25 protein-coding genes are annotated in these 23,679 nt (G+C 49.8%); 15 read left to right on the top strand and 10 right to left on the bottom strand.

Annotated features, from left to right (window positions below):
* The 4 genes from AC4MRN_RS02260 to AC4MRN_RS02245 all read left to right on the top strand — a co-directional run.
* On the top strand, positions 1–476 hold a 476-nt coding region (locus tag AC4MRN_RS02260; RefSeq protein ID WP_491202373.1), incomplete at its 5' end, for a TroA family protein.
* A gap of 25 nt (positions 477–501) precedes the next feature.
* Positions 502–882, top strand: coding sequence for a rhodanese-like domain-containing protein (locus AC4MRN_RS02255; RefSeq protein ID WP_155013914.1), 381 nt, complete (start codon positions 502–504; stop codon positions 880–882).
* A 94-nt stretch (positions 883–976) separates the two neighbouring features.
* Positions 977–1,369, top strand: a complete 393-nt coding sequence (locus AC4MRN_RS02250) for a DUF2721 domain-containing protein (protein WP_073323547.1) — start codon at positions 977–979, stop codon at positions 1,367–1,369.
* Positions 1,353–1,928 carry a GNAT family N-acetyltransferase gene (locus tag AC4MRN_RS02245; protein WP_491202372.1) on the top strand — a complete coding sequence of 192 codons (576 nt, stop codon included), beginning with the start codon at positions 1,353–1,355 and terminating at the stop codon, positions 1,926–1,928. Before AC4MRN_RS02250 ends, AC4MRN_RS02245 begins: the two co-directional genes overlap by 17 nt.
* An 81-nt stretch (positions 1,929–2,009) precedes the next feature.
* On the opposite strand, the gene tyrS is transcribed toward AC4MRN_RS02245, so the two are convergent.
* Positions 2,010–3,209 carry a tyrosine--tRNA ligase gene (gene tyrS / locus AC4MRN_RS02240; RefSeq protein ID WP_491202371.1) on the bottom strand — a complete coding sequence of 400 codons (1,200 nt, stop codon included), beginning with the start codon at positions 3,207–3,209 and terminating at the stop codon, positions 2,010–2,012.
* 198 nt (positions 3,210–3,407) lie between these two features.
* Here tyrS and AC4MRN_RS02235 point away from each other — a divergent pair, with 198 nt between their 5' ends.
* The 4 genes from AC4MRN_RS02235 (at position 3,408) to AC4MRN_RS02220 (ending at position 7,620) form a co-directional block, all read left to right on the top strand.
* Positions 3,408–4,721 (top strand): peptidoglycan DD-metalloendopeptidase family protein, encoded by a 1,314-nt coding sequence (locus AC4MRN_RS02235; RefSeq protein WP_155013912.1) that lies wholly within the window; start codon positions 3,408–3,410, stop codon positions 4,719–4,721.
* Positions 4,722–4,726: 5 nt separating this feature from the next.
* Positions 4,727–5,854: an anhydro-N-acetylmuramic acid kinase gene (locus AC4MRN_RS02230; protein WP_491202370.1), complete on the top strand. Its 1,128-nt coding sequence runs from the start codon at positions 4,727–4,729 to the stop codon at positions 5,852–5,854.
* 26 nt (positions 5,855–5,880) lie between these two features.
* Positions 5,881–6,348, top strand: coding sequence for an Lrp/AsnC family transcriptional regulator (locus AC4MRN_RS02225; RefSeq protein WP_491202369.1), 468 nt, complete (start codon positions 5,881–5,883; stop codon positions 6,346–6,348).
* 177 nt (positions 6,349–6,525) lie between these two features.
* Positions 6,526–7,620 carry an alkene reductase gene (locus tag AC4MRN_RS02220; RefSeq protein ID WP_491202368.1) on the top strand — a complete coding sequence of 365 codons (1,095 nt, stop codon included), beginning with the start codon at positions 6,526–6,528 and terminating at the stop codon, positions 7,618–7,620.
* Between the two features lie 66 nt (positions 7,621–7,686).
* Here AC4MRN_RS02220 and AC4MRN_RS02215 read toward each other — a convergent pair whose 3' ends face one another.
* The 3 genes from AC4MRN_RS02215 to erpA form a co-directional block, all read right to left on the bottom strand.
* Positions 7,687–9,474, bottom strand: coding sequence for a trans-sulfuration enzyme family protein (locus tag AC4MRN_RS02215; RefSeq protein ID WP_491202367.1), 1,788 nt, complete (start codon positions 9,472–9,474; stop codon positions 7,687–7,689).
* 130 nt (positions 9,475–9,604) lie between these two features.
* Positions 9,605–10,177 (bottom strand): glutathione S-transferase family protein, encoded by a 573-nt coding sequence (locus tag AC4MRN_RS02210; RefSeq protein WP_491202366.1) that lies wholly within the window; start codon positions 10,175–10,177, stop codon positions 9,605–9,607.
* A 105-nt stretch (positions 10,178–10,282) separates the two neighbouring features.
* Complete coding sequence (erpA, locus tag AC4MRN_RS02205) at positions 10,283–10,627, bottom strand: iron-sulfur cluster insertion protein ErpA (protein WP_073323567.1); 345 nt, start codon at positions 10,625–10,627, stop codon at positions 10,283–10,285.
* 311 nt (positions 10,628–10,938) lie between these two features.
* Between erpA and AC4MRN_RS02200 the strand changes: the two genes are divergently transcribed.
* Complete coding sequence (locus AC4MRN_RS02200) at positions 10,939–12,513, top strand: S8 family serine peptidase (protein ID WP_491202365.1); 1,575 nt, start codon at positions 10,939–10,941, stop codon at positions 12,511–12,513.
* 45 nt (positions 12,514–12,558) lie between these two features.
* Here AC4MRN_RS02200 and AC4MRN_RS02195 read toward each other — a convergent pair whose 3' ends face one another.
* Positions 12,559–13,074: a prepilin-type N-terminal cleavage/methylation domain-containing protein gene (locus tag AC4MRN_RS02195; protein ID WP_370240819.1), complete on the bottom strand. Its 516-nt coding sequence runs from the start codon at positions 13,072–13,074 to the stop codon at positions 12,559–12,561.
* A gap of 191 nt (positions 13,075–13,265) precedes the next feature.
* On the opposite strand from AC4MRN_RS02195, the gene AC4MRN_RS02190 reads away from it, so the two are divergent.
* Complete coding sequence (locus AC4MRN_RS02190; RefSeq protein WP_491202364.1) at positions 13,266–15,182, top strand: alpha-amylase family glycosyl hydrolase; 1,917 nt, start codon at positions 13,266–13,268, stop codon at positions 15,180–15,182.
* Between the two features lie 47 nt (positions 15,183–15,229).
* On the opposite strand, the gene AC4MRN_RS02185 is transcribed toward AC4MRN_RS02190, so the two are convergent.
* The 3 genes from AC4MRN_RS02185 to AC4MRN_RS02175 all read right to left on the bottom strand — a co-directional run bounded on the left by AC4MRN_RS02185 (position 15,230) and on the right by AC4MRN_RS02175 (position 17,319).
* Positions 15,230–15,949, bottom strand: coding sequence for a MauE/DoxX family redox-associated membrane protein (locus AC4MRN_RS02185; protein ID WP_491202374.1), 720 nt, complete (start codon positions 15,947–15,949; stop codon positions 15,230–15,232).
* Between the two features lie 150 nt (positions 15,950–16,099).
* Positions 16,100–16,981: a copper resistance D family protein gene (locus tag AC4MRN_RS02180; protein ID WP_491202363.1), complete on the bottom strand. Its 882-nt coding sequence runs from the start codon at positions 16,979–16,981 to the stop codon at positions 16,100–16,102.
* Between the two features lie 2 nt (positions 16,982–16,983).
* Entirely contained in the window at positions 16,984–17,319 is a 336-nt protein-coding gene (locus tag AC4MRN_RS02175) for a copper resistance CopC family protein (protein ID WP_073323576.1), read from the bottom strand.
* Positions 17,320–17,569: 250 nt separating this feature from the next.
* Between AC4MRN_RS02175 and AC4MRN_RS02170 the strand changes: the two genes are divergently transcribed.
* Both AC4MRN_RS02170 and AC4MRN_RS02165 read left to right on the top strand, forming a co-directional pair.
* Complete coding sequence (locus AC4MRN_RS02170; protein ID WP_491202362.1) at positions 17,570–18,115, top strand: PH domain-containing protein; 546 nt, start codon at positions 17,570–17,572, stop codon at positions 18,113–18,115.
* Positions 18,112–19,662, top strand: coding sequence for a PH domain-containing protein (locus tag AC4MRN_RS02165; RefSeq protein WP_491202361.1), 1,551 nt, complete (start codon positions 18,112–18,114; stop codon positions 19,660–19,662). The genes AC4MRN_RS02170 and AC4MRN_RS02165 overlap by 4 nt, the downstream gene beginning before the upstream one ends.
* Positions 19,663–19,665: 3 nt before the next feature.
* Here AC4MRN_RS02165 and AC4MRN_RS02160 read toward each other — a convergent pair whose 3' ends face one another.
* Both AC4MRN_RS02160 and AC4MRN_RS02155 read right to left on the bottom strand, forming a co-directional pair.
* Entirely contained in the window at positions 19,666–20,406 is a 741-nt protein-coding gene (locus AC4MRN_RS02160; RefSeq protein WP_491202360.1) for a hypothetical protein, read from the bottom strand.
* A gap of 8 nt (positions 20,407–20,414) precedes the next feature.
* Positions 20,415–21,125 (bottom strand): DUF6776 family protein, encoded by a 711-nt coding sequence (locus tag AC4MRN_RS02155; RefSeq protein WP_491202359.1) that lies wholly within the window; start codon positions 21,123–21,125, stop codon positions 20,415–20,417.
* 175 nt (positions 21,126–21,300) lie between these two features.
* Here AC4MRN_RS02155 and AC4MRN_RS02150 point away from each other — a divergent pair, with 175 nt between their 5' ends.
* The 3 genes from AC4MRN_RS02150 (at position 21,301) to AC4MRN_RS02140 (ending at position 23,667) form a co-directional block, all read left to right on the top strand.
* Positions 21,301–22,977: a chloride channel protein gene (locus AC4MRN_RS02150; protein WP_073323913.1), complete on the top strand. Its 1,677-nt coding sequence runs from the start codon at positions 21,301–21,303 to the stop codon at positions 22,975–22,977.
* 14 nt (positions 22,978–22,991) lie between these two features.
* Positions 22,992–23,420 (top strand): CopD family protein, encoded by a 429-nt coding sequence (locus AC4MRN_RS02145; RefSeq protein ID WP_073323586.1) that lies wholly within the window; start codon positions 22,992–22,994, stop codon positions 23,418–23,420.
* 64 nt (positions 23,421–23,484) lie between these two features.
* Positions 23,485–23,667, top strand: coding sequence for a hypothetical protein (locus AC4MRN_RS02140; RefSeq protein WP_073323588.1), 183 nt, complete (start codon positions 23,485–23,487; stop codon positions 23,665–23,667).
* Positions 23,668–23,679: the final 12 nt, after the last annotated feature.

The following is a 23,679-nucleotide window of genomic DNA, read 5'->3' as shown; positions in this document are numbered from 1 at the left end:
CTACAGAGCTATCTGCGCTCGCAGCCAAACTGGACAAGGCCGAACTGGCGCGTCAGCTTACTCAGCAATACCGTGCTCAATTGCAAAGCATTCAAAGCCTGTATGCGCATAGTCAGCCGGTGTCGGTATTCTATTACATGTGGCAACAACCACTTATGACTATAGGTGCCGATGCATGGGCTAATCAGGCCTTGTCGCTGTGTCGGGCTGAGCATATATTTAACGACTCCCCTATTGATTATCCTCAGGTTACCGTTCGCCAGGTTGTTGCGCGCCAGCCTGAATTGTTAGTGGCCGCCAGTGACCAGTCTGAAGAAGCGTTGACGGCGTTCTGGCAAAGCCATGGAGCACTCATTCAGGCACCGCTGATCCGCGCCAATGCCAACGCATTACACCGTTTTTCGCTTCGCATTGTGCCTGCGATCGGCGAGCTGTGTGAACGTATTGATTCCGTACGTGAGAAAACCATAAATTAGCAGCGATAATTGCAACGGAGGGGTTATGAGATTAATACAACGATTCGCAACTGGTCTGTGTTTGAGCCTGTTTGTCTGGCACGCTATCGCCGACGATACCCCTGCTTATATTACGCCAGTCAGCGTGGCGGAACTGGTTGAGCAAGGCTTTGACGGCGTAATTCTGGATGTGCGCACCCCTGAAGAATTCGCCCAAGCCCATATCCCGAATGCCCTGAATGTCCCTCATCCACTGCTGACTAACCACCTTGCCACACTGGGTAAAACGGACACACCTCTGCTGATATATTGCCGCTCGGGCCGTCGCGCCAGGATCGCAATGGATCAGTTGCACGACCTTGGGTTCCGTAAACTGTATCACTTGTCGGGTGACATGCAGGCCTGGCAAGCTTATTCAAAACCGTAAATTAAGCAGCGGTAGGGCTGCACCGCCGTAGACAGCGAGCGTAATTCGCGGCATCATTACAGCTCATATTTAACCCCAGCTTTAACTCGATCCTATGACCATTGATATTGCAACGCCGGCTATGCTGTTTCCGGCGATTTCGTTGTTGTTACTGGCTTACACGAACCGGTTTTTAACACTGGCTTCCCTGATACGCCATTTTGACAACGACAACAGCAACGAAAATACCCAGGCGCAAATACTGAACTTGCGCAAACGCATCCACTACATTAAACGCATGCAGGAAGCCGGCGTATTCAGCTTCTTCCTGTGCGTACTGTCGATGCTGGCTATTTATTTGTCGTATCAGCTAGTGGGCAACTGGCTGTTCGCTGCTAGCCTGGTGTGTTTGCTATATAGCTTGTGGCAGTCTGTGCGCGAAATCCGCATATCTCTTGACGCGCTGGACGTGCATTTACAGGGGTTGGACCTTGGCAAAAAATCCTGAGTCAGTGACCTACGGGCCGCTCTTGCCCGAGCACTTCGACGCCATTATTGCGCTGGGTAACCGAGTACAAGGCGACGGGTACCTGAATGAAGAAAACCTACGCACGTATTATGAGCTGGGTTTACTCAACGGGGTCAACAGTGGTCATGTAGCCTGGTTCAACAATGAAATAGTGGGCTTTCGCTTAACCTTCGCCCCGGGGAAATGGGCTATTGATAAGTGGTGTTCACCCGCATTGTGGGGTGTTGAGCCCGCCAATGTATGTTACTTCAAGTGCAATACCGTTGATCCTGCTATGCAAGGCTTTGGCATTGGTACAACCTTGTTGAATCTGGCTAAACAAAGCGCGGCGGAACAAGGAGCGAAAGCAGGATTAGCCCACATCTGGCTGGCCAGTCCGGGAAACAGCGCGTTCCGCTACTTCAGTAAAAATGGCGGCGAGTTAATCAAAGAGCATCCGAATAAATGGCGCGAGGCGGCATTATATGAAGGTTACGACTGCCCGGTATGCCCCGATACCTGCGAGTGTGTCGCCGCTGAAATGCTGCTGAAATTCTAGCGCTTTTTGTTCTACGTTCCACATACAAAAAAGCGTGTTACCGGCACACCGATAACACGCTTTTCTACAAGATTAAGAGACTTACTGTACCGTTACGCGGGCAAACTTACGCTTACCTACCTGATACACACGCTCTGAAGGTTCAGTGATCGTCAAGCGAGTGTCTTCCACTTTGTCGCCGTCGATTTTCACCGCACCTTGCTTGATCATGCGCATAGCATCAGACGTTGAGCCCACTAAGCCGGCTTCCTTCAGCAAATTACCGATCGCAATTTCGCCGTCAACCAGACTCACTGTGACTTCTGGCATATCGTTAGGAATGGCGTTTTTCTGGAAACGCTGAATAAAGTCCTGATGTGCGCCTTCGGCCGCTTCATCTGAATGGAAACGTGCAATGATTTCTTTCGCGAGCGTGATCTTAATATCACGCGGATTGGCGCCATCCGCCATTTGCTGTTTCAACGCTGCTATCTCTTCCAACGGCTTAAAGCTCAGCAGATCATAGTAACGCCACATCAGTTCATCTGAGATAGACATGATCTTGCCGAACATTTCATTAGGTTCATCGGTGATCCCAATGTAGTTATTCAGCGATTTAGACATCTTCTGCACGCCGTCTAAACCTTCCAGCAACGGCATCATCAGTACGGCCTGTTGAGACTGGCCCTGCTCTTTTTGCAGCTCACGGCCCATCAGCAGGTTGAAGCGCTGATCGGTACCACCTAATTCAACGTCGGCTTTCAGTGCTACAGAATCCCAGCCCTGAACTAACGGATACAGGAACTCGTGGATCGCGATAGGCTGTCCGCTGCCGTAGCGCTTTTTAAAGTCGTCACGTTCCAGCATACGCGCGACTGTCTGACTGGCAGCCAGCTTAATCATGCCTGCAGCGCCAAATTCATCGAACCATTCTGAGTTGAAACGGATCTCTGTTTTTTCCGGATCGAGGATTTTAAATACCTGCTCCTGATAGGTCTTGGCATTGGCCAGTACCTGCTCTTTGGTCAGCGGCTTACGCGTAGCATTTTTGCCTGTTGGGTCACCAATCAAGCCGGTAAAGTCGCCAATCAGGAACACAACCTTGTGCCCTAATTGCTGAAAGGTGCGCAATTTATTGATGAGCACGGTGTGACCAAGGTGCAAATCCGGTGCTGTCGGATCAAAGCCCGCTTTAATGGTTAACGGCTTACCGGTTTTCAGTTTGGTAATTAACTCTTCTTCCGGCAGGATCTCATCGGTCCCGCGCTTGATCTCGGCCAGTGCAGCTTGCCAGTCGCTCATTTCATGATTTCCATCTAACTTCATTCTGGGCGGGCATTTTACGCGGGCAAACGGGCTATTAAAACCCTTTATCTCGGATCTCCACCAGATCTTTGCAAAATTCGTCGCATTCCGGCCGGAAAATTGCTAAAGAATTGCGAATAAATTTGCTATTAGCCCCTAGCATATCCCCTTGTAAACCGCTATTCTCAGGCTGTTATGATGAAGAGAATTAACCCAAAACTAATGACTAATCTGTTTAAGCAATTGCCACGGCCTCACCGGCTGGGCCTGATTGCCGCCAGCGCATTCGTTGGTTTACTGATTTTATTACCCTCAGAGCACGTAGAAGCGTCTCGTCACACCGAATCTCTGGTGCTTGAGACTGGTGTGCGTTATCCCCTGTCGATGCATGTCATGTCCCAGCAAATCGAAGAGGACGACATTGACGAAAACATCTGGCAGACCTTTAAGGTTAAGCGCGGTGACACGCTGGCTAAAATATTTAAACGCGCCGGATTAAGTCCACAGGATACCTACGCAGTTAGCCACGCAGGTGAACAAGCGAAAACGCTGGTCACGCTGTTACCCGGGGATCAACTGGATCTGGATGTGCGCGACAATCAGTTTTTCGGTTTGCGCTACGCGCTGTCGGCCACCGATACGCTATTCATTACCCCAGAGGCAGATGGCTCGCTAACATCAACCATTGATACCAAACCGGTTGAAGTACGTTACAACTTTGCCCAGGGCGAAATTAATTCAAGCTTTTGGAACGCCGGCGTTGCCGCAGGTTTAACCGACAACCAAATCATGCACCTGGCGGGTATTTTTGGCTGGGATATCGACTTTGCCATGGAAATTCGCAGCGGCGATACCTTCAATGTGATATTTGAAGAACGTTACATAGACGGTGAATTTGTAGGTTACGGCGACATTGTTGCTGCTGAGTTTGTGAACCAGGGCGAGCAGTTCCAGGCTATTCAACACGAAGATGGCAACTACTACACGCCGGAAGGCCGCAGCATGCGTAAGAGCTTCCTGCGTGCCCCTATTAACTTTAAGTATGTCAGCTCGAACTTCAGTAAGGCCCGTTTCCACCCGGTACAAAAACGCTGGAAAGCGCACCGGGGCACCGACTACGTTGCCGCTGTTGGCACGCCAGTTATGGCAGCCGGTGATGGTAAGGTAATTAAAGCGGCTTACGACAAATACAACGGCCACCACGTGTTTATCCAGCACGGCGAGTCCTATACCACCAAGTATTTGCACTTTAGCAAACGCGCGGTGAAAAAAGGCGACACCGTTAAGCAAGGCCAAACCATTGGTTATCTGGGTAGCACCGGTCTGGCGTCTGGTCCGCACGTTCACTACGAATTCTTAGTCGACGGTGTGCACCGTAATCCGCGAACGGTATCGCTACCCAAAGCGCGCCCTATAGCAGAAAGCGAACGTGATGCCTTTATGCAAATCGCTGCGCTGCGTATGGACCAGTTAAACGCGTCGCGCCGCATCATGCTGGCTATGAAATAACGCCCATGGCGTATGTGATTGGTGCCATGTCGGGAACCAGTATGGATGGCGTTGACGCCGTGCTGGTCGACATTACTGCCGATCACATTCGCCCTGTTGCCGCTTATCAGCAACCCTATCCTGACGCTCTGCTACAACAGCTTCATGAACTTTGCCAAACCGGCAACAACGAACTGAATATCTGCGGCAGTGTCGACCGCGCGGTTGCGCGTGTATTCGCACAGACTGTTAATGGATTACTGGCCGAACAAAACCTCACGCCGTCTGATATTTTGGCGATAGGCTCCCACGGCCAAACCGTTCGTCATTATCCGGTTAAGGTTCCGGGTCTTGCCGATGATGCGCCGGGTTTTACACTACAAACCGGTGATCCCAATACCCTTGCGGTATTAACCGGTATCGACGTGGTGTCTGATTTCAGACGAAAAGATATAGCATTGGGCGGTCAGGGCGCACCGTTAGTGCCCGCTTATCATCACGCGCAGTTCAGTAAACCCGACAGCACCCGAGTCGTGGTAAACATAGGCGGCTTCGCCAATATCACCGTACTACCAGGCGGTAACTCTGGTGGTATTCGCGGCTTTGATACTGGCCCGGGCAACGTACTTATGGATGCCTGGTGCCTACAACACCGTGGCAAAGCCTACGATGAAAATGGTAATTGGGCAGCTAGCGGTACCGTACACAAGCCGCTTCTCAACAGCATGCTGGCCGACCCGTACTTTGCGGTGACAGGCCCCAAAAGCACAGGCCGTGAGTACTTTAACTTACCTTGGTTAACGCAACAGTTAGTCAACTTCCCGGATGTTCCGCCTCAAGACGTGCAAGCGACACTGCTTGCGCTCACCGCACAAACTATTGCCAATGCGTTATTGGATGTGACTGACACTACAGCGTGTTATGTGTGCGGCGGTGGTGCGTTCAATCAGGTACTGATGAACACTCTGCAATCCTTGCTGCCCGGCATTTCCGTAGACAGCACTCAGGCACTGGGTATTCACCCTCAATGGGTGGAAGGTGTTGCGTTTGCCTGGCTGGCCTGGGCACACCTCAATAACGTACCAGGGAACGTACCTGCCGTAACAGGCGCGTCGCGAGAGGCGGTATTGGGTACTTTTACCCCTGCGAGTTAACCCCGCGAATGAAAGAAGGAACTGTGATGCGAAAACTCGATCATGTTGATATTGCCATTCTGGCGTGTCTTTACGAAGACCCGTGTATGACCAATAAAGCCATTGCGGAAGCGGTCAATATGGCACCGTCCTCCTGCCTCGAGCGAATAAAACGCCTACAACACGAACAGGTGATACGCGGAGCACGCAGCTTATTGAATTTCGCGGCGCTGGGTGGACATATTCAGGCTATGGTGGCGGTGCGTTTGTCATCTCACAGCCGCGACACCGTTGCTCAATTTCAGCAACAACTGGTGGCAGAAAAAGAAGTCTTAAGCGTGTTTCACATGGGCGGCGAAAATGACTTTTTACTGCATGTTTGCGTACCGGACGCGCTGCATTTACGCGACTTCATTTTCAACCAAATCACCGAGCGTGATGCTGTAACGCACGTAGAAACTACGCTGATTTACGACCATATCAGCAGTACTTCCCTACCCCATTTTCCCGAATAGTTCATGGGTTTTATAACCCCATAGTTCCAATCAGCTATGACCTATAACCCAATGCTATTTGGAAAATGGCAGGGTCATACCTACATCTTAGTCATCACATGATCGCATCACTTTCCAGTGCGTATTGGCATTGAAATACCCGCGCGTTAATGCGATCACAACAACAAAGGATGACTAATGACAGACAAACACTTATTTAAGCCCATTGAGTGGGCAGGCAACACGCTCAAAAACCGCATGGTACTGGCTCCACTAACCCGAGGTCGCGCAGGCGAGAGTCGTGTGCCAATTAGTATTATGGGTGATTACTACACGCAGCGTGCCTCAGGCGGTCTGCTGATCACTGAAGCAACCGGGATATCTTCGGAAGCCAATGGTTGGGTTGGTGCTCCCGGGATCTACACCGACGAGATGGTGCAGGGCTGGAAAGCCATCAACGAGCGTGTTCATAAAGCTGACGGCAAAATCGTGTTGCAAATGTGGCACACCGGCCGCGCGTCGCACAGCGACTTCCACAACGGTGAACTGCCTCTGTCGGCATCGGCAATTGCCATAAATGACGACGGCGGTATACATACGCCCAATGGCAAAAAGCCATTTGAAGTGCCTCGCGCCATGACAAAAGACGACATTACCCGCACGGTAGCCGACTATAAACAGGCTGCGATTAATGCTAAAGAAGCCGGCTTTGATGGTATTGAAGTGCATGCCGCCAACGGCTATCTGCTGAACCAGTTCCTCGACAGCCGCAGTAATCAGCGCGACGATGAGTACGGTGGCAGCGTAGAAAATCGCTACCGTTTCCTAGGTGAAGTTTTGAACGCTGTTTTAGATGTCTGGCCCGCCGAGAAAATCGGAGTGCGGTTGTCGCCAAACGGCGTGTTTAATGACATGGGTGCCGATGATTTCCGCGAGACCTTTTTGTACGTAGCCAAGCAGCTTAATGCCCTTAAATTGGGCTACCTGCACGTAATGGACGGACTAGCTTTTGGCTTCCATGAGCGCGGTGAACCCATGACGTTGGCAGAATTCCGCGCGGTATTCGACGGTTTGCTGATTGGAAACTGTGGTTACGATCAGGCAACGGCTGAACAGCGTATTGCTGACGGTGATGCAGACATGATCGCGTTTGGTCGTCCTTGGATCACTAACCCGGATTTACCAGAGCGCTTCGCCAACGATTATCCGCTGGCCCCCAGTGATGATATGAGCCGTTGGTATGGCGGCGGCGCTGAGGGATACTCAGATTATCCGGCATATAAATCCGAATAACTAACCACCACTAAAAAAACGAAAAAGGCGCACCAGTTTGCGCCTTTTTCGTGTAAATCAGCTGACTTAACTCAACAACTCAACCAGACTCGGCTGCGAGCCTGCCTGTTGACGGTGCACGGTTTCAACGGTATTGAAGTAGAAGGTATCCAGCTCATCGGCAGACATAAACTGCTCACTGAATCCCGGCACAATCGGGTCGATTGCGTGCTTCAATGCCAGCACAAAATGCGCAATTAGCTGCCTAACGTTATCGCTACCCATGGCAATTCGCATCGTGGTTAACCGAATCCCCGCTTTTTCCTGTTCCTCGCGACTCAACTCAGAATGCGATGTCAGGGCCGGGCATAAAATCAGCGTATTGGTTTGCCCAATGCTGATTTGGTGGCCAAATGCAGGTTCCAGCGCATCAAAGAATCGGGCGAACTCTACGCGATTCAGTGCGGGTATATCCAGCTCCGCTGTGAACAAGGCGCACGGCCAGCCGTGCTGATGCATTTTTTCGCGCAGTCCGGCATTCGGGTGCTCAGGTAACGCATGGCTGTTCACCTTTACGTTGGGGTGCGACGATAAAAAGCGCGTGAATACCTGCGTGTTAATGACTTTGCTTAACATGCGGTGGTTCAGTGTTTTCATGCCAGTTAACACGTCGAAGGCTTTCTCTGAATCGAGGAACGAGCCTTTGATGTAATACACGTCCCAAAACAGGGTTTGCGACCAATCGACGCCCTGGGTTGAATGCCCTTTTGGCTGGAACATGCGGTGTGTTTCACCAATCACCACACCTGCAGTTGTAGTACCGGTGCCGCATATATCTTTGGTGTAGCTATGCATAACATAATCCGGACGACTGGCTTTGTCGGCGTGCTGCAATGGTTTGTGTAATACCGGCGTAGCCAGCGTAGAGTCCAGCATCACCAGCGCATTTTCGGCGTGTGCACGTCGGCAAATTGCAGGCACATCCAACACCAGGCCATGCGGATTACACGGTGATTCAATGTACACGTGCAGCTTCGCGCCCGCAGCCAGTTTATCGGCATATTGCGTTTTCACGCTTTCAAGGTGCGCTTCAAACTCACTTTCAGAATAGCCGTCAAACCAGGCCAATGTGATTGCCATGCGGTTTTCACGGGCGAAGTAGTCATGCAGTAACTGGAACACACCGCCATACACGTTACGCGACACAATCAGTACATCGCCATGCGACAGTACATTCGACAACATCGCATCAATGGCTGCCATACCAGAGTTAAAGTTCCAGGCCAGATATTCCTGTGCATTCGGACCTGCTTCCAAATCCACAATAGCATTCGCCAGCGAAATATTCGTTGGGTTCATCAGGCGGCTGTAGATTTGATGCGTCGCTTCTTTGCCTTCAAATGCCTCTTCAACCCACTCTGTACAGGCGTAAACATAGGTTGCGGTTTTCACTACTGCCGGCGTCGCCGAGAATAATGCAGGCACATTGTCGAACAGTGGATAATGTTGCTGTGAGTCCTGGTTCAGACTCTGCCAGGTTTGGCGAAACGGGTTTTGCAAGGTATCCAGGACTTTGGCAATTTGGAATGACAAAAACTTTTTAGCGTTGAAGTACGCCAGCTTGTCGGCTTTATCCAGGCCATCAAGCGTTTCCCGGGTCACCTGCCACAGCTGCTGCACACTGTCGTGAGCGGCATATAAATGTGTTGCCGTGTCAGCCAGCGCTTTACCATAAGCACTATCAGGCTTAATACCAAAGTGCGCTAATTGTTCATTAACCAGCTCTGGAACAGATTGGGCTTCGGTGGTGTGTCGTCTTGGCGATAGGGTTCTACTGGCCGCCGACAACGCCGGCGCAGAATGTGATTGTGTCATTTGAATACCTGTTCGTTATATTTAGCATTAACTGAATATAATTCGAAACAAATACAAAATTAAAGAATTAAATTCATATAATTTTAACAAACAGGCAACAAATGTTTACTTATCGGCGAATAACGTTCGACTAAATCCGCGGATCGGTGGCTTTAATGATGCTGTCGTCCTGATACGTCTTCCACAATGCCTGTAGTGCCGGATAAGCAGCGAAATCCCATAATTCACGGAAACTCACCCAGTCGATTAAACAGAACAAACAAATTGTCGGGTAATCCCATTGGCTGAAATCGCCTTGTTCTGCGTGAGTATTCAGTGTGGTTAATGCCGTTTCAATGCGCTCCAGTTGAAGTCTGAAAAACAACAACTCGCGGTCCTGTTCTACGCCAGAACGCTTGAGCATCATCAGTTGTACAAACGAGTCATTTGCGGCATCGATGAGCGTTAACAAGTTTTCCTGTTCCCAGGTCAATGGCGCTGCGTTCGACTTTGTTTGCAAATAGCGGAATATCACCCGCGAATCGAAAACCATTTGCTCGCCATCTTCCAGCGCCGGTACTTTTAACGCGGGGTTCTTTTCTTTCAATAGCGCGCGTCCCGGGCCGGCGAAAATATCCATATTCACAAACTCGTAGTCTGTGTCGTTGAGCCATAAGCGAATGCGACGCACATAAGGTGATGTCGTAGAGCCGTACAATTTCATAATCTGATCCCGTTAGAAGAAAACGAGCACTCAGACTAATACGAACAAACGAAGATTGGCAATGCAGAGGGAGGTGCGGGGCGACAAGTCCCCGCAAAAATGTGCTTAAACGCTGAAGCTGGCGCCACAGCCACAGGTTGTGGTGGCATTCGGGTTCTGAACCAGGAACCGAGAGCCTTCCAGACCATCAACATAATCAACTACGCCGCCAACAAGGTACTGCAGACTCATAGGGTCGACAACCAGGGTCACGTCGTTTTTGTCGATGGTGGTGTCACCGTCATTTACTTTTTCATCGAACGTGAAGCCGTACTGAAAACCGGAGCAGCCACCACCCGTAACATAAACGCGTAGTTTCAGATTCGGATTTTCTTCTTCTTCCACCAGCTCTCTGACTTTGCTGGCTGCTGCGTCCGAGAACTCAATCGGAAGTGCCATTTCAACGGACATAAATACCTCAAATAAAAAACCGGTACGCCGGTAATAACATGGGCCTATTATCTAATACCTGAGTAATTACATCAACTATTGTCCAAAAGTAATATCGGTTTCCACATACCGGCACTTCAGCAATATCTGGGGGTAACTCCCTATAGGTAAATCAAGCCTATTTGCGCAGTCTGTTTGTGAGGGCAAAACTGATCAGACCTCTATGAAGGAACGTTCACGATGCGATGACATTGGTATAGACGAACTCTGCCTCTGTATTCATCGCATCCTGCCCTCCAGCTTCGACTAACAATAAAATAAAAGGTATTGCCATGTTGACTTGGAATTTAAGTAAAATCGCAGCTTGCTGTGCGTTAGCCACCTCATTTTCTGCTATGAGTGCAGGCCTTGACACAATCACTTCCGATAACCTGTCAGCAGTGAACCTGCCCTTCACCGCGAATGACACACAACAACGATATATTGTCAGGCTTAACCCTGCCGTAGATGCTTCGAACCTGTCTGCTGTTGCAACACAGCTATCTGCTTTAAGCCACGGTAAAGTTGAAAAGATCCTCGTCTCACATCAACTGATTGTCATGACACTGGATAAACAGGGACTCAACACTCTGCTAGCTAACCCGCTGGTGTTGGATATTGAACGCGATGTTAAACGCTATCTAAAAGCCCAGTCTGCTCCATATGGCATTGCAATGACACAGTCTGACCAAGTGCACCAGGCGGATACACAAGCCCGAAAGGTTTGTGTTATCGATTCTGGCTACGACGTCAATCATCCGGATCTGCCCGACGAGAATCAAGGGTTGTCGGGCGAAGCCAACAACTTCGCAGTGGGCAGTTGGTCTCGTGACGGCAACGGCCATGGTACCCATGTTGCAGGCACTATCGCCGCGTTAGACAACAATCAGGGTGTTATTGGCGTATATCCGGGTGTCAGCCTGCATATTGTTAAAATCTTCAACGATCTGGGCCAATGGACCTTTGCTTCAGATTTGATTGACGGCATAGACCAGTGCCAACAGGCTGGTGCCAATGTGGTAAATATGAGTTTAGGGGGTAGCGGTTCGTCTCAAGCAGAGGCTAATGCAATGTCATCGTTTGTTGAAGAGGGCATGATTCTGGTTGCAGCTGCCGGTAACGATGGCAACGCAACAAAGTCCTACCCGGCCTCTTACGACGCTGTTGTGTCTGTCGGTGCGCTGGACCAGACCGAAACCATCGCAGACTACTCTCAATTCAACGAGCAGGTTGAGTTATCAGCACCCGGCTCATCCGTTATCTCTACCTATCCCAACGGCCGGTATGCATCATTAAGCGGGACATCGATGGCCTCACCCCACGTTGCTGGTGCAATGGCGTTGGTGTGGAGCTTTTACCCGCACTGCTCTGCTGGTGAGATCAGAGACGTTTTGGCAAATACAGCCAAAGATCTCGGCGCACCGGGCAAAGACAATTACTACGGTCACGGCTTGATTCAGGTAAACAGCGCAATGCAATATCTGGCGCAGGAAGGCTGCACAATGCCTCCCGCAGAAACGCCGCCCGAAGAACCAGAAGCACCAGTAACGCCAGAACAACCGACGCCATCAGGCACCGAAACATTCACGGATTTAAGCGGCAACAGAGGCAGTTGGCAATATTTTGATGTTGCTATTCCAGACGGTGTAGCCAGCTTAACGGTGACCTTATCCGGCGGTTCAGGCGACGCCGATCTGTATCTGAATTTCGGCAGCCAGCCAGATACCAATCGATGGGAATGCCGGCCTTATCGATACGGAAATAATGAAGTCTGTTCTATACAGCAGCCTGACACCGGAGATTGGTTTATCGGTGTCAGAGGCTATTCAGCATATAGTAATGTTAGTCTGACGTATCAATACGAGTAACTCACTTCAACCGGACAAACTGATAAAGCTTGTCCGGTTGTTTTATTAAAGCGTGGAGTCGATTGTGACTTCACCAGTATTCGAGTCATAGAAAATGGAGAAATTAGGCTCGGCTACCAGCAGATAGGTACAGGTATTAGCACTGTATGTAGCCTGATAGTCCTGTGAAGTATCTGACGCCACGGTTGGTGAACCATCCCCAAGCACGGCTCCCCATACAGAGATACAGTCAGAATCATTGTCTAATGTTGGATTGGCTTCAAACGGAAGATAGCTTTGGGCTGGCCAGCCATTGGCATTCATGTCCATGAGGTTATTGCCGTTGCCGTAGAGATCAAGGTTGTCTACTGGGCCGGAGTTGCCGGTCGATGCCCACTTCAAATGTGCTAACTTAATGGCCGAAGCAAACGCTGCGCCGGTACCCTGTACGGTCGATGCCTGCGCGTCATCCTGAAAATCGATAAACCTGGGGGCAGCAGTCACAGAAAGTATGCCCAGGATCACAATAACAATAATCAATTCAATCAGGGTAAATCCAGCTTGCGAAGAACTACGAGGCATAACACTACTCAAATGAAAATGGATAACTATTCACCGAGTATGTTCGAAAATAACGGAAAATAGAACCTTTTTTTAGTAACTTACACTTATTATGTATTCCTGAACGTAACAGAGTGAATACGTATGCATATTTAACCTATAGGCAATAGCCGCTATGCTCAGGCCACTAGAGTTAAATGGCGTACATATCAATGAATACATCCCTCCAGCGTCGTGCAGTGAAAGCGACTGCGCTTGCGTTAATTGCTCCTTTGCTGTTGTCGTGCCAGCAACCGTCCGATAAGGTGGTCATCAAGCCGGCCCCGGAGCAAGAGATGAGCGTCAGCCACCCCAACGGAAAACCCATCGTATACCAAATGTTTACGCGGTTATTTGGCAATAAAAATACCACCAATAAACCCTGGGGAACACTGGAGGAAAATGGCGTTGGTAAGTTTAGTGATATTAATGACAATGCGCTGTCCGCTTTGAAATCCATGGGGGTTACCCATGTGTGGTATACCGGTATCGTTCACCACGCCTCAGTTACCGACTATTCTGCATACGGCATTCCCGTTGATGATCCCGACGTGGTTAAAGGCCGTGCCGGTTCGCCCTACGCGGTGCGTGATTATTACAATGTTAATCCCGATCTGGCAGACGATCCCGCCCAGCGGCTGGCAGAATTTGAAGCGTTAGTAGAGCGCACTCATGCAAAAGGAATGCGCGTCATCATAGATATTGTACCGAATCATGTTGCACGTCGTTATGCCTCACTGACCTTCCCGGAAACCAGTTTTGGTTTAGATGACAATACCGACGTTGCATATCAAAAAGACAATAATTTCTATTATGTACCGGGGCAGGCGTTTGAAGTACCTGATATACCTGAAAACCTGACACCACTTGGTGGAGAGCCTCATGCGCTGGCCGACGGCAAGTTCGACGAAAACCCAGCCAAATGGACAGGAAATGGCGCGCGAGCGGCGAAGCCTGACGTCAACGACTGGTATGAAACCGTTAAGATAAACTATGGCGTGCGTCCCGATGGTACCTTTGACTTTCCGGCTTTGCCAGACGCGCTGCGAGGCAAAGCCGCCAGCCAGCATGTTGCGTTTTGGCAAGACAAAGACGTGCCTGACTCCTGGGTAAAATTCAAAGATATCACCCAGTACTGGCTAGATAAGGGTGTAGACGGATTTCGCTACGATATGGCTGAAATGGTACCCGTGGCATTTTGGTCTTACCTGAACAGCCACATTAAAGTTCGTCGTCCTGATGCGTTTTTACTGGCTGAGGTATACCAGCCGCATCTCTATCGCGATTACCTGCAGTTGGGGCTGATGGACTCGCTGTACGACAAAGTGGATTTTTACGACACGCTAAAACGCATTATGCAGGGCACTGGCGCCACCAATGAACTGGTTACTATCCAACAACAATACCAGGATATTGCGCCGCAGCTACTCCACTTTCTGGAAAACCACGACGAACAACGCATAGCCAGCCCCGGCTTTGCGGGTGATGCCGAAAAAGGCAAACCGGCGTTGGTCGTTTCCGCGCTAATGAGCGCTTCCCCTATGATGCTCTACTTCGGGCAGGAAGTAGGAGAAGATGGCAGCGAAGACATGGGATTTGGCGACCCTACCCGCACCACCATTTTCGACTATGCCGGTGTACCAGCGCATCAACGCTGGATGAACAATGGCAAGTTTGACGGCGGGCAGCTTACCGACGCAGAGAAAGCATTGAGACATTATTACGAGACCGTAATGCACATTGCGGCAACACATCCTGCTGCAACGGGCGACTATGTCAGCCTGCATCAATCAAGCCTGAGCGGTGAAAGTGACTACAGCGAAAAACAACTGGCTTTTGCCCGCTGGCAAGGCGATGACAAGCTCATCGTTGTGAGTAACTTTGATGCAGAGAATACGGTCAGCCTCAATATCGTTTTACCACCACCGTTGCAGCAAAGCTGGGCGGTTAATTCACCACTGGAACTGACTGACCTGCTAACAGGTCGCACACTGACATCAATCTATACAGACCAGCAAGCCTCAGTCGCATTGTCGTTACCGCCACTGGGATCTGCCGTACTTTCTGTGACAAAACAGACAAGCAAGTGATCAGTTAAGGCTCAACAATATACCGGGGTTCACAACCCCGGTTTAAATCACATTGAATGTGTCGTACCAACCAGCATCAGAAGCCCACCTGCAACCATAAACAGGTTCTCGCTGAGCGAAACGAAGCCCAGGGGTACGTTGCTGTCACCACCGACACAGGCGCATTTCAGTTCTCGTTTATCGACATAAACGGCTTTAAATACCGACGCCGCACCAATACTACCGATAAAGACAGAGACAGGCGCAACCAACCAGGGAGAAATACCGCTTAACATACCCAAACCGGCATACAGCTCCAGGAAGGGATAAGCATACCCGTATCGAAGATTGCGCATGGCCAGTAAATCGTAGGTGATAAAACTGTTTGTAAAGGTATACAGGTTTTGTAGCTTCTGTACCGCCAACAATGTCATGGCAAATCCAATAAACAACATCAATGTAGCGAGCACCGAGAAACCGGCTGTTAATGATTGCTGATAGATCAGGGCAAGCAACAACGACACACTGAAAATCGCAATGACGGGCTGATAACTTGTGCCTTGCGGCCCTGCCGGCTTCTTGCCGAAATAGGCGCGAAGGTCGTCGTACCCGCCTACCCTCTCACCTTCAATGAACGTTTGCGGTGTGGTGCTCACATCATGTTTGCTTTTAAATGCATCGGTTTCCTCACGACTGGTGAGCCATTTGTCTTCAACCTCATACCCCTGGCGCTCCAGTAAATCCTTAGAGCGTAATCCAAATGGACAGATATGCTGTTCAGTGACCATTCGATATAACCTTGCTTTTTTCACAGCGCCTCCTTAAACCGTGCCGGTAAAATATTCAGACTTGTGGTAATTCATACCGGGCAGCACAGGCAAATCCCCGCACTTAGCCGGCTATGAACAAGGTTTCGCAAAAAGCGATCCAACCTGGAATCAGACGCCCACTAAGCTGGTTAATACTGCGGTTACTAACAGCAACGCAGCGGCAACTATGATTTCGATATTGAGCGAGGCAACAAACTGTTGGGTGTTGCGGGAAGATTGCATACTGGGTACCAATGATAATTTGTGACGCGCGGCCAGTAACAGAATAACGCAAAACGTCAGAATCTTTGCCATGAGTAACCAACCGTAACCGGTAAAAAGCAAGTTGTGCAATGAGCCTACTATGAAGTAAGCGAGGATGGCACCTACGAAAACCAGTACTGAAACCAGTACGCTGGCCTGCTCTCCAAAGCGAACTAACCAGGGCAGCAAGACCTCTACGGAATCGGTACGGCAGGCCTTACGCATTGGGAGCAGGGCCCCAAACCACCATACGGCAATCAACACGTGTGTGGTAAGTAATGCGCCGAAAATAGGCGACATATCGGCGGTGTGTCCGGTAAACAAAAATGCCCCTACCAGGGCCGCGGTAGCTGCTACATGTAACAGAACTTCAGCCGATTTTGCGACCGATAGTTGCTTTGGAATACACAAGGCCAATAAGGCCAGTACAAACCCCGCTGCGCGCCAGCAAGTGGCATCACCCGCGCCGGTTGACCAGACGATTTGAATCATGAAGGAGGACAACGCCCCTTGCAGACCGTCGTCTGCAAGCATACCTACCTGGGAAAAGAAGTGAACCGCCACTGCAACGAGGCCAGCGAAAGCCGCATAGCCCAGTCCCCTTCGGGTCAAGACGATACGCTGCGTGAAAGTGCCTCCAACCGCATGCTGCCAGTAAAAACTGCCCAGCACTACGATCATTGAGACATACACAACCCACTTGCTTAATACCAGCGTAGCGGGCCAGAACAGCGTATCAACAATCACTATCAATGCACCATGAAGCTGTATTCTTTTTGAACCTTGTGACCGTCTTTACCTACGATTGTCCAGTTTACAACGTAAGTATCGGGTTTCAGCGTCGGCAGCGTCCAGTTAAACTCACTGGTGGCTTTGGTCACCGGTTTGAAACCAAAAGGCACCTTTTTTCCTTTGCTGTCGGTCACCGTTACATTCAACATGATCACTTCTGCAGAGTAGGTTAACGACAGCGCCTCAGGAGCTTTCATTAACATGGCATTATCTGCCGGCACTGACGCCGTCAAATGGGTGTGTGCTGCAGCAGTCATGCTCCACATTAATAGTAATACGCTTAACAATCTCATGAATAACCTCTTCGTGTTAGAAAACCACATAAACAAATTTCTTAACCCTTAGTCTAATAATACAGCCTGACGAATTACTCTGGAAATCATCACGCGCACGCAACAAAGTGTCGTTTGTAAAGATAATGCAGCAGGCTGTGCTTTTTATACAGACGTCACCAGAAAAAGCCCGTAACAATTTACTGATGAATTTTCCCTGCGTTGTATTTATTCGGTGATATAGTGATGAAAGAACGTTAAGGATCGACACATGCAAGCCTCAGAATTCTCCAACAATGTTATCCCTGTCTCAGAACTCCCCAGTTTAACGACAGTGACCTCAGAGCCCATTTCACCCGCCTACCGCCGTCTGAACTTGTGGCTGACGAGTGGCATATTTGGCGGCGTTGCAGCGATTCAGGCGCTGGTGTTAATTCAACCCTGGTTTGCGTTGCTGCCACCTGCCCCTTTTATTGTGTCGCTCTGTATAGGCGGCGTGTTGTTCATTGGTAGCTGGCTGTTTCTGTATCATTTTTTTGCCGACCCTTTGATTCGTTATTCAATACGGGAACAGGATCTCGTATTGTTCAAGGGCCTGTTGTTTAAAGACGTTATTTGTCAGCCGATATTGCGTATCCAGCATATCGACATTCAGCGAGGCCCGTTTGAGCGTATGGCCGGCCTGGCCACGCTGAAAGTGTATTCTGCTGGTGGTAGTCTGCACACCCTGGCCATTCCGGGACTCCCCGCAGACACAGCTGAGACCATCCGCCAGTTTGTACTGAATCACTCAGACTTAACTCAGGACGAAGCATGAGTGAGTCAGTGAGCGCCTCTGCCAGCATGACCGAGGGATGGCAACGCGCGTCCAAATGGTCTGTTCTGCATTTTCTGTTTGAGCAATTAAAGCACTCCGTGAATCTGGCATTTTATGCTGTACCCGCATTACTGTTGGGGGCACATAACAATATCCCGGAAGAATTAATGCCGCTTTTAATGCTGGGACTGGGCGTCACATTTGTGGTATCGGGCGTGCTGAAATATTGGTTTTTCCAATTCACCGTATCGAAAACGGGGATAGCCATTCGCTCCGGAGTGTTTGATAGGACCTACACTGACCTGCCCTTTGAGCGAATTCAAAACGTAAAATTCGACCAGCCCTTTTATTTTCGCTTCAATGACATGCTGGTTGTCACTCTGGATACCGCTGGTTCAGCAAAACAGGAAGCACGATTTGCCGGTGTAACGAGAGACTATGCCGAAGCAGTCAAGCACACCATTTTGCAAGCCCGCAAGGTTCTGCAAACTCAGGCGCAGGACGCGTCAGACACACAAGCAGGAATGCCAGAATCGGACATTGCGGACCGCGTAATCAATCGCCGCAGTATAAAAGACCTGGTGCTGCACGGCATTACCAACAACCGGATATGGATCCTGCTGGGGGCGGCAGCGCCTTTCTATGAACAAGGGACTAACTGGGTCATTGAACAAATGACCGCCCTGCGTCCTCACATAGAACAATGGTTTGGTAGTGAAGCCGTCACGTTTTGGTATGTGGGCGTGATGACGGCAATGGTGGCCTTTGGCCTGTTGGTTATTATGGCGCTGCTATCGGTAGGTGGCAGTATTTTGATGTATTACGGTTATACCTTGTCGAAACGGGAAGACAAATACATACGCCGAAGCGGTCTGATCAATCGCCAGGAAGTCAGCATGAAACACTCCCGAATTCAGGTGTTCCGCATGCAACAGGATTGGTTAGACAGGTTGTTAAAACGCGTAAACCTGTATTTTGAACAAAACGTGACAGGCACGCAGTATCAACCGGAAGCGAAAGCAACTAACAAACTGCTGGTGCCTTCCGTAACCGTTGCAGAGGCAGAATCCCTGGCAGACGACGTATTTGCTCAGCAACACGCCCGGCATATTCAGTATACGGGGGCGCATGTGCGTTACTTCTGGCGCCTGATGTTTATTGTTGTGTTGCCGCTCACACTGGGTGTTGGTTCGCTGACCATCGGTATTCTCGGGGCTTACGGTGTGCTGCTTACACTCGCGTTTGTTGGCTGCGCCAGCGTGGTCGCCAGAGCCTGCTGGAAACGATGGGGATTAGCCCATGACGACAACTATATCTATTTGCGTAAAGGTGCGTTTGGCGTGGATTACTGGTGTTTTCCGCGGAGTAAACTGCAGCAAGTGGCACTGCGAACCAACATATTTATGAAAAAACGCCGTCTGGTCAGCCTGGATTTAATTCTGGCAAGCGGCAAACTGACTATGCCTTACTTAGCTGAGGAGGTCGCTTACGCCCTTGCTGACCAATCTCTGGCGGAAATCGAGCGAGACAAACCTGGCTGGATGTAATGGCTAAGGTACCTCCCGGTAAGCAGTCACGGTAAGCCCCCACATACTGCGGTGCCCGGCCACTTCGATCTTTCCGCTTGGTGCCATTGAATCGTAATCACGCTTAGTGATGCAGATTGTCGATGATGTTAACCCCTCTGCAGCGTCGAGGTCTGCACGATAATGGCAGCCTTTTCTACGTGTTTTCAGCTTATAGCTGGTTGTGTACTCATAACGGTTGTAGATTGCAAACTCATGCCCGGCCGCAGGAATAACATAGTTGATAAAAGGGAACAGGAACATGGCAAATAATAATGGCACAAACGCCAGTGTGAACTTCCAGCTACGACTACGCCGCTTCAAATTCCGGCTAAAAAAATTGTCTTTTGAGACAAAAGCGTAAAAAGCGCCCGACAGGGCAATGGTATAAACCAATACCTGAGTAAATACCCACTCTCCCCACCAGGCAGCAGGAATGTAGCCCTGTCTGAAAATAACCAGCATATCCAGCACTAGCACACCAATTAACAGCCCTTGCCAGAACCAAACCCAGAACTTGTTTTCTTCTGGCACGGGTTCTAACGCTTCGCCATAGTAAGTATCGTCGATGGCCTTTTCTGATTCCGGCTGCTCATCGCGACGTTTGACGAGCCACTCCTGAAGCTCAACAAAACGCTCAGGAAAACGTTCCCGATCAAGTTGGGATAACGCGTCTTCGAGTTCTTCCAGACTGTAGCTCTGGTAATCAGGTCCCTGTTGATTCACGTTGTATCCTAAGGCGTTGCAGTCAGTACGTCCTGCCAGTTGTATTCGCGCTCGTAGTCACCGCGTTTGCGGTTGTACTGGTACACCGAAGTATGAAAGCGCAGCGTCTCTGGCACAAAGCCGTCCGGTAGCTGCAAGTAGAAGGTCACTGCCTGAAAATATTTGAAACCGAAAGCAATGTCGCCTTCTGGCAGAAACGCGTCTTTTGACGACTGTAACACGGTGTGTTTGCCGTTCTGGCTGCCGGTGATTTCCAACTGCAAGGTGCCTTTCACTACGGCATTAACCGCGCGCTGCTGAAGTAATACCATCGAGCCTTTGAAGTAGTTGTTGCCTGCAGACGCTGTGATCTCGAGCCCGTCGATGAAAAAGCCATCCTGACTGGTTTCCGGTGCCATCACATGCTGATAAAACGCTTTGTCCTGCTGCAGAGAAAACACTTTTTCCTGCAGGCTAACCAGTTCGGTTTTTAACTGTTCGGCGTGCATGGTGGTCAGTTCCAGTTCCACACGTAACTGGTTTTGCGAGGTTTTCAGCTGTGCATTTTCGGCCCGAAGCGTGGTCACGGAGTTGTTTGCACTGGCCAGTGCGTCGGTCAAACGAGAACGGTCGACATTCGCCAGCACAAAGCCAAACACCACCATAGCGATCAGGCTCAAACCAAGCAAAATGACCGTGCGGGTATGGCCTAACCGCTTAGGAATATCAGATACATGCATAGCCAGACTTCACCCGGACCTAGTTAACTTCAGAACAATGCCATGCACTTTGCCCGTTTTACCTGCATTATTCAAATATCTTTACCGCAGTAATAGGCCTGTACAACTACTCAATACTTTGAATATTAAGCGCTTGTGGTAGTATTTAACCATTCCCTTGTGCATGCCCGGTATTATGCGACTGCAGTCTCTTCGACACGAATTAGCTCACCCCCGCACTTCAGTACAATTGTGCTTACTGGGGATCATTGCTGGTGTCACATCAGCGCTGCTAATCGTGCTGTTCCGATTAGGCATTGAATGGACACAAACCACCGGGTTAGCGTTACTCAGTCGCTTCGAATTAAGTGACACACTTGCGTGGATCATCCTGCCCATTGCCGCCGCGGTGCTGATCCTTATCATCGCCTTTTTTACCGGCTTTAAACACTACCGCCTGGGTATCCCGTTCGTTATTCACCGGGTAAAGAAGCACTATGGCCATATTCCGTGGCGCACCACAGTAAACCAGTTTTTTGGCGGCATGTTGGCACTCGCCGGGGGCTTTGTGGTCGGTCGCGAAGGGCCTTCGGTGCATTTGGGTGCTGCAGGAAGCAGCTTGTTTGGTCAAACCTTGCGACTACCGCAAAACAGTATCCGTACCCTTGCCGGATGTGGCATCGCCGCGGGTATTTCTGCGTCGTTCAACACGCCTTTAGCCGCGGTTATTTTTGTGATGGAAGTCGTATTACGGGAATACAAGATACACATTTTTGTGCCCGTAATGCTCTCTGCTGCCTGCGGCTCGGTGATCACCCGCATTGTGTTTGGCGAAGGCAATGAACTGGCGTATTTCTCGTTCTCCTCGTTTAGCCAGTGGGTGTATTTGTACCTGATTGTTTTTGGTTGTTTGTTGGGGGTACTAGCTACCTTATTTAACCACACGTTAATGACGGTCATGACCGCATTTCGTCGGGTTTCGATGGTGTGGCGCTTGTTGCTCGCTTCGCTTATCACAGCAATAGGCGGTGCATTATTACCTGAGTCGCTGGGAGCAAATTTTGAGGATGTGAATGCGCTGTTTTCACAAAATCCGGAAGCCTTGCTGGTCCTCACCATTCTGCTAATGAAGTTTGTGCTTGCCACCTGTGCTATTGGCCTGGGTATCCCCGGCGGGATTATCGGCCCGGTTATGGTAATTGGTATGCTGGCAGGGGCGTTTTTGTTAATACCTGTTTCACACTGGTTACCCCGCGAAGACTTCACCAGCAGCTTTGCGCTACTGGGCATTGCGGGCATGCTCACCGCTGTATTGCACGCCCCGCTTGCTGCATTGGTTGCCGTAATGGAGCTGTCCTATCGACCTGAAATTATTTTGCCGGCGATTTTGGTGATCGTCCCGGCCTACGTCACCGCTACGCAGTTCCTTGGCAACCGCTCTATCTTTATTCAGCAACTGGATTTTCAGAAGCTGCCCTATGCCATTACCTCTATTCGCGAGGCACTGGAAAAGACCGGCGTGCAAGCTGCCATGGAAACAGACTTCAAGCTGTTCTACGATGCCCCGGAAGAAGCGTTGCAGAAATTCCTGGCGGACTCGCCTACCCAGTTAGTTATTCAGCAAAGTAAGTTTGAACTGGATCTTAAATACGCCTGGGTCCACTATGATGTTAGCTTAAGCCAGCATGCACACCCCATTAGCTATCAAACCATGACGGGCATGTCGTCACAGGCAACCCTGGCTGAAGTCTACGAGCAGCTTAACAGTGCCCGCTCAGGTGCCGTATATATATACGACGACAACCCTTCGACCATCACAGGTGTGATCACCTGGAACCGGCTGCAGAGCTTTCTGCAGCGCGCTCAGTTTTAATAAAGGTATACACAATGACAATCCTGTGGCTAAAAGGCCTTCACATCTTCTTTATGGTTGCCTGGTTTGCCGGTATTTTTTACCTGCCGCGCTTGTTTGTTTATCACGCGGAAGCTGACAATCAGATCGTGAAAGACACCTTTAAGGTCATGGAACGTCGATTATGGTTATTTGTTACCCCATTCGCCGTATTTACTTTGCTTTTTGGGGTAGCCCTTATCTACACTTATGGATATGCATGGTTTGCTGCATCAACCTGGTTGCATATAAAAATTGTATTAGTTACGCTTATTTACGGATACCATTTTTATTTATGGCACCTGGTAAAACAATTTGCCGCAGATAAAGTAACGCACTCAGCCCGTTTTTTCCGTATTTTGAATGAAGCGCCGGTGTTGGTATTGCTCGCTATCGTGTTACTGGCGGTCGTTAAATTTATCTGATTCTTCATTTTTTGATGTTTTCCCGCCCCTAAATGGATGTCAGGGTGCTTAACAAGGACAATACATGGACGTGAATAACCAGCTACTCAAAGAGCTGTTACACAAAACGGATATCGCTTTTGAAGCCCTGCGTGCCGATCCCGCCTCAGAAGAATTACAAATGGCGTACGACGAAGCTAAGCAAGCGCTGGACAATTATGTAACCAGTGCGAAGGAACACCTTCAGTTCAGGCAGCGGCAGCGTTAAACATACTGCCTG

This window comes from Marisediminitalea sp. (assembly GCF_984433645.1).
Note: the sequence above shows the minus strand (reverse complement) of the source record. Positions and strands in the feature narration are given on the sequence as shown.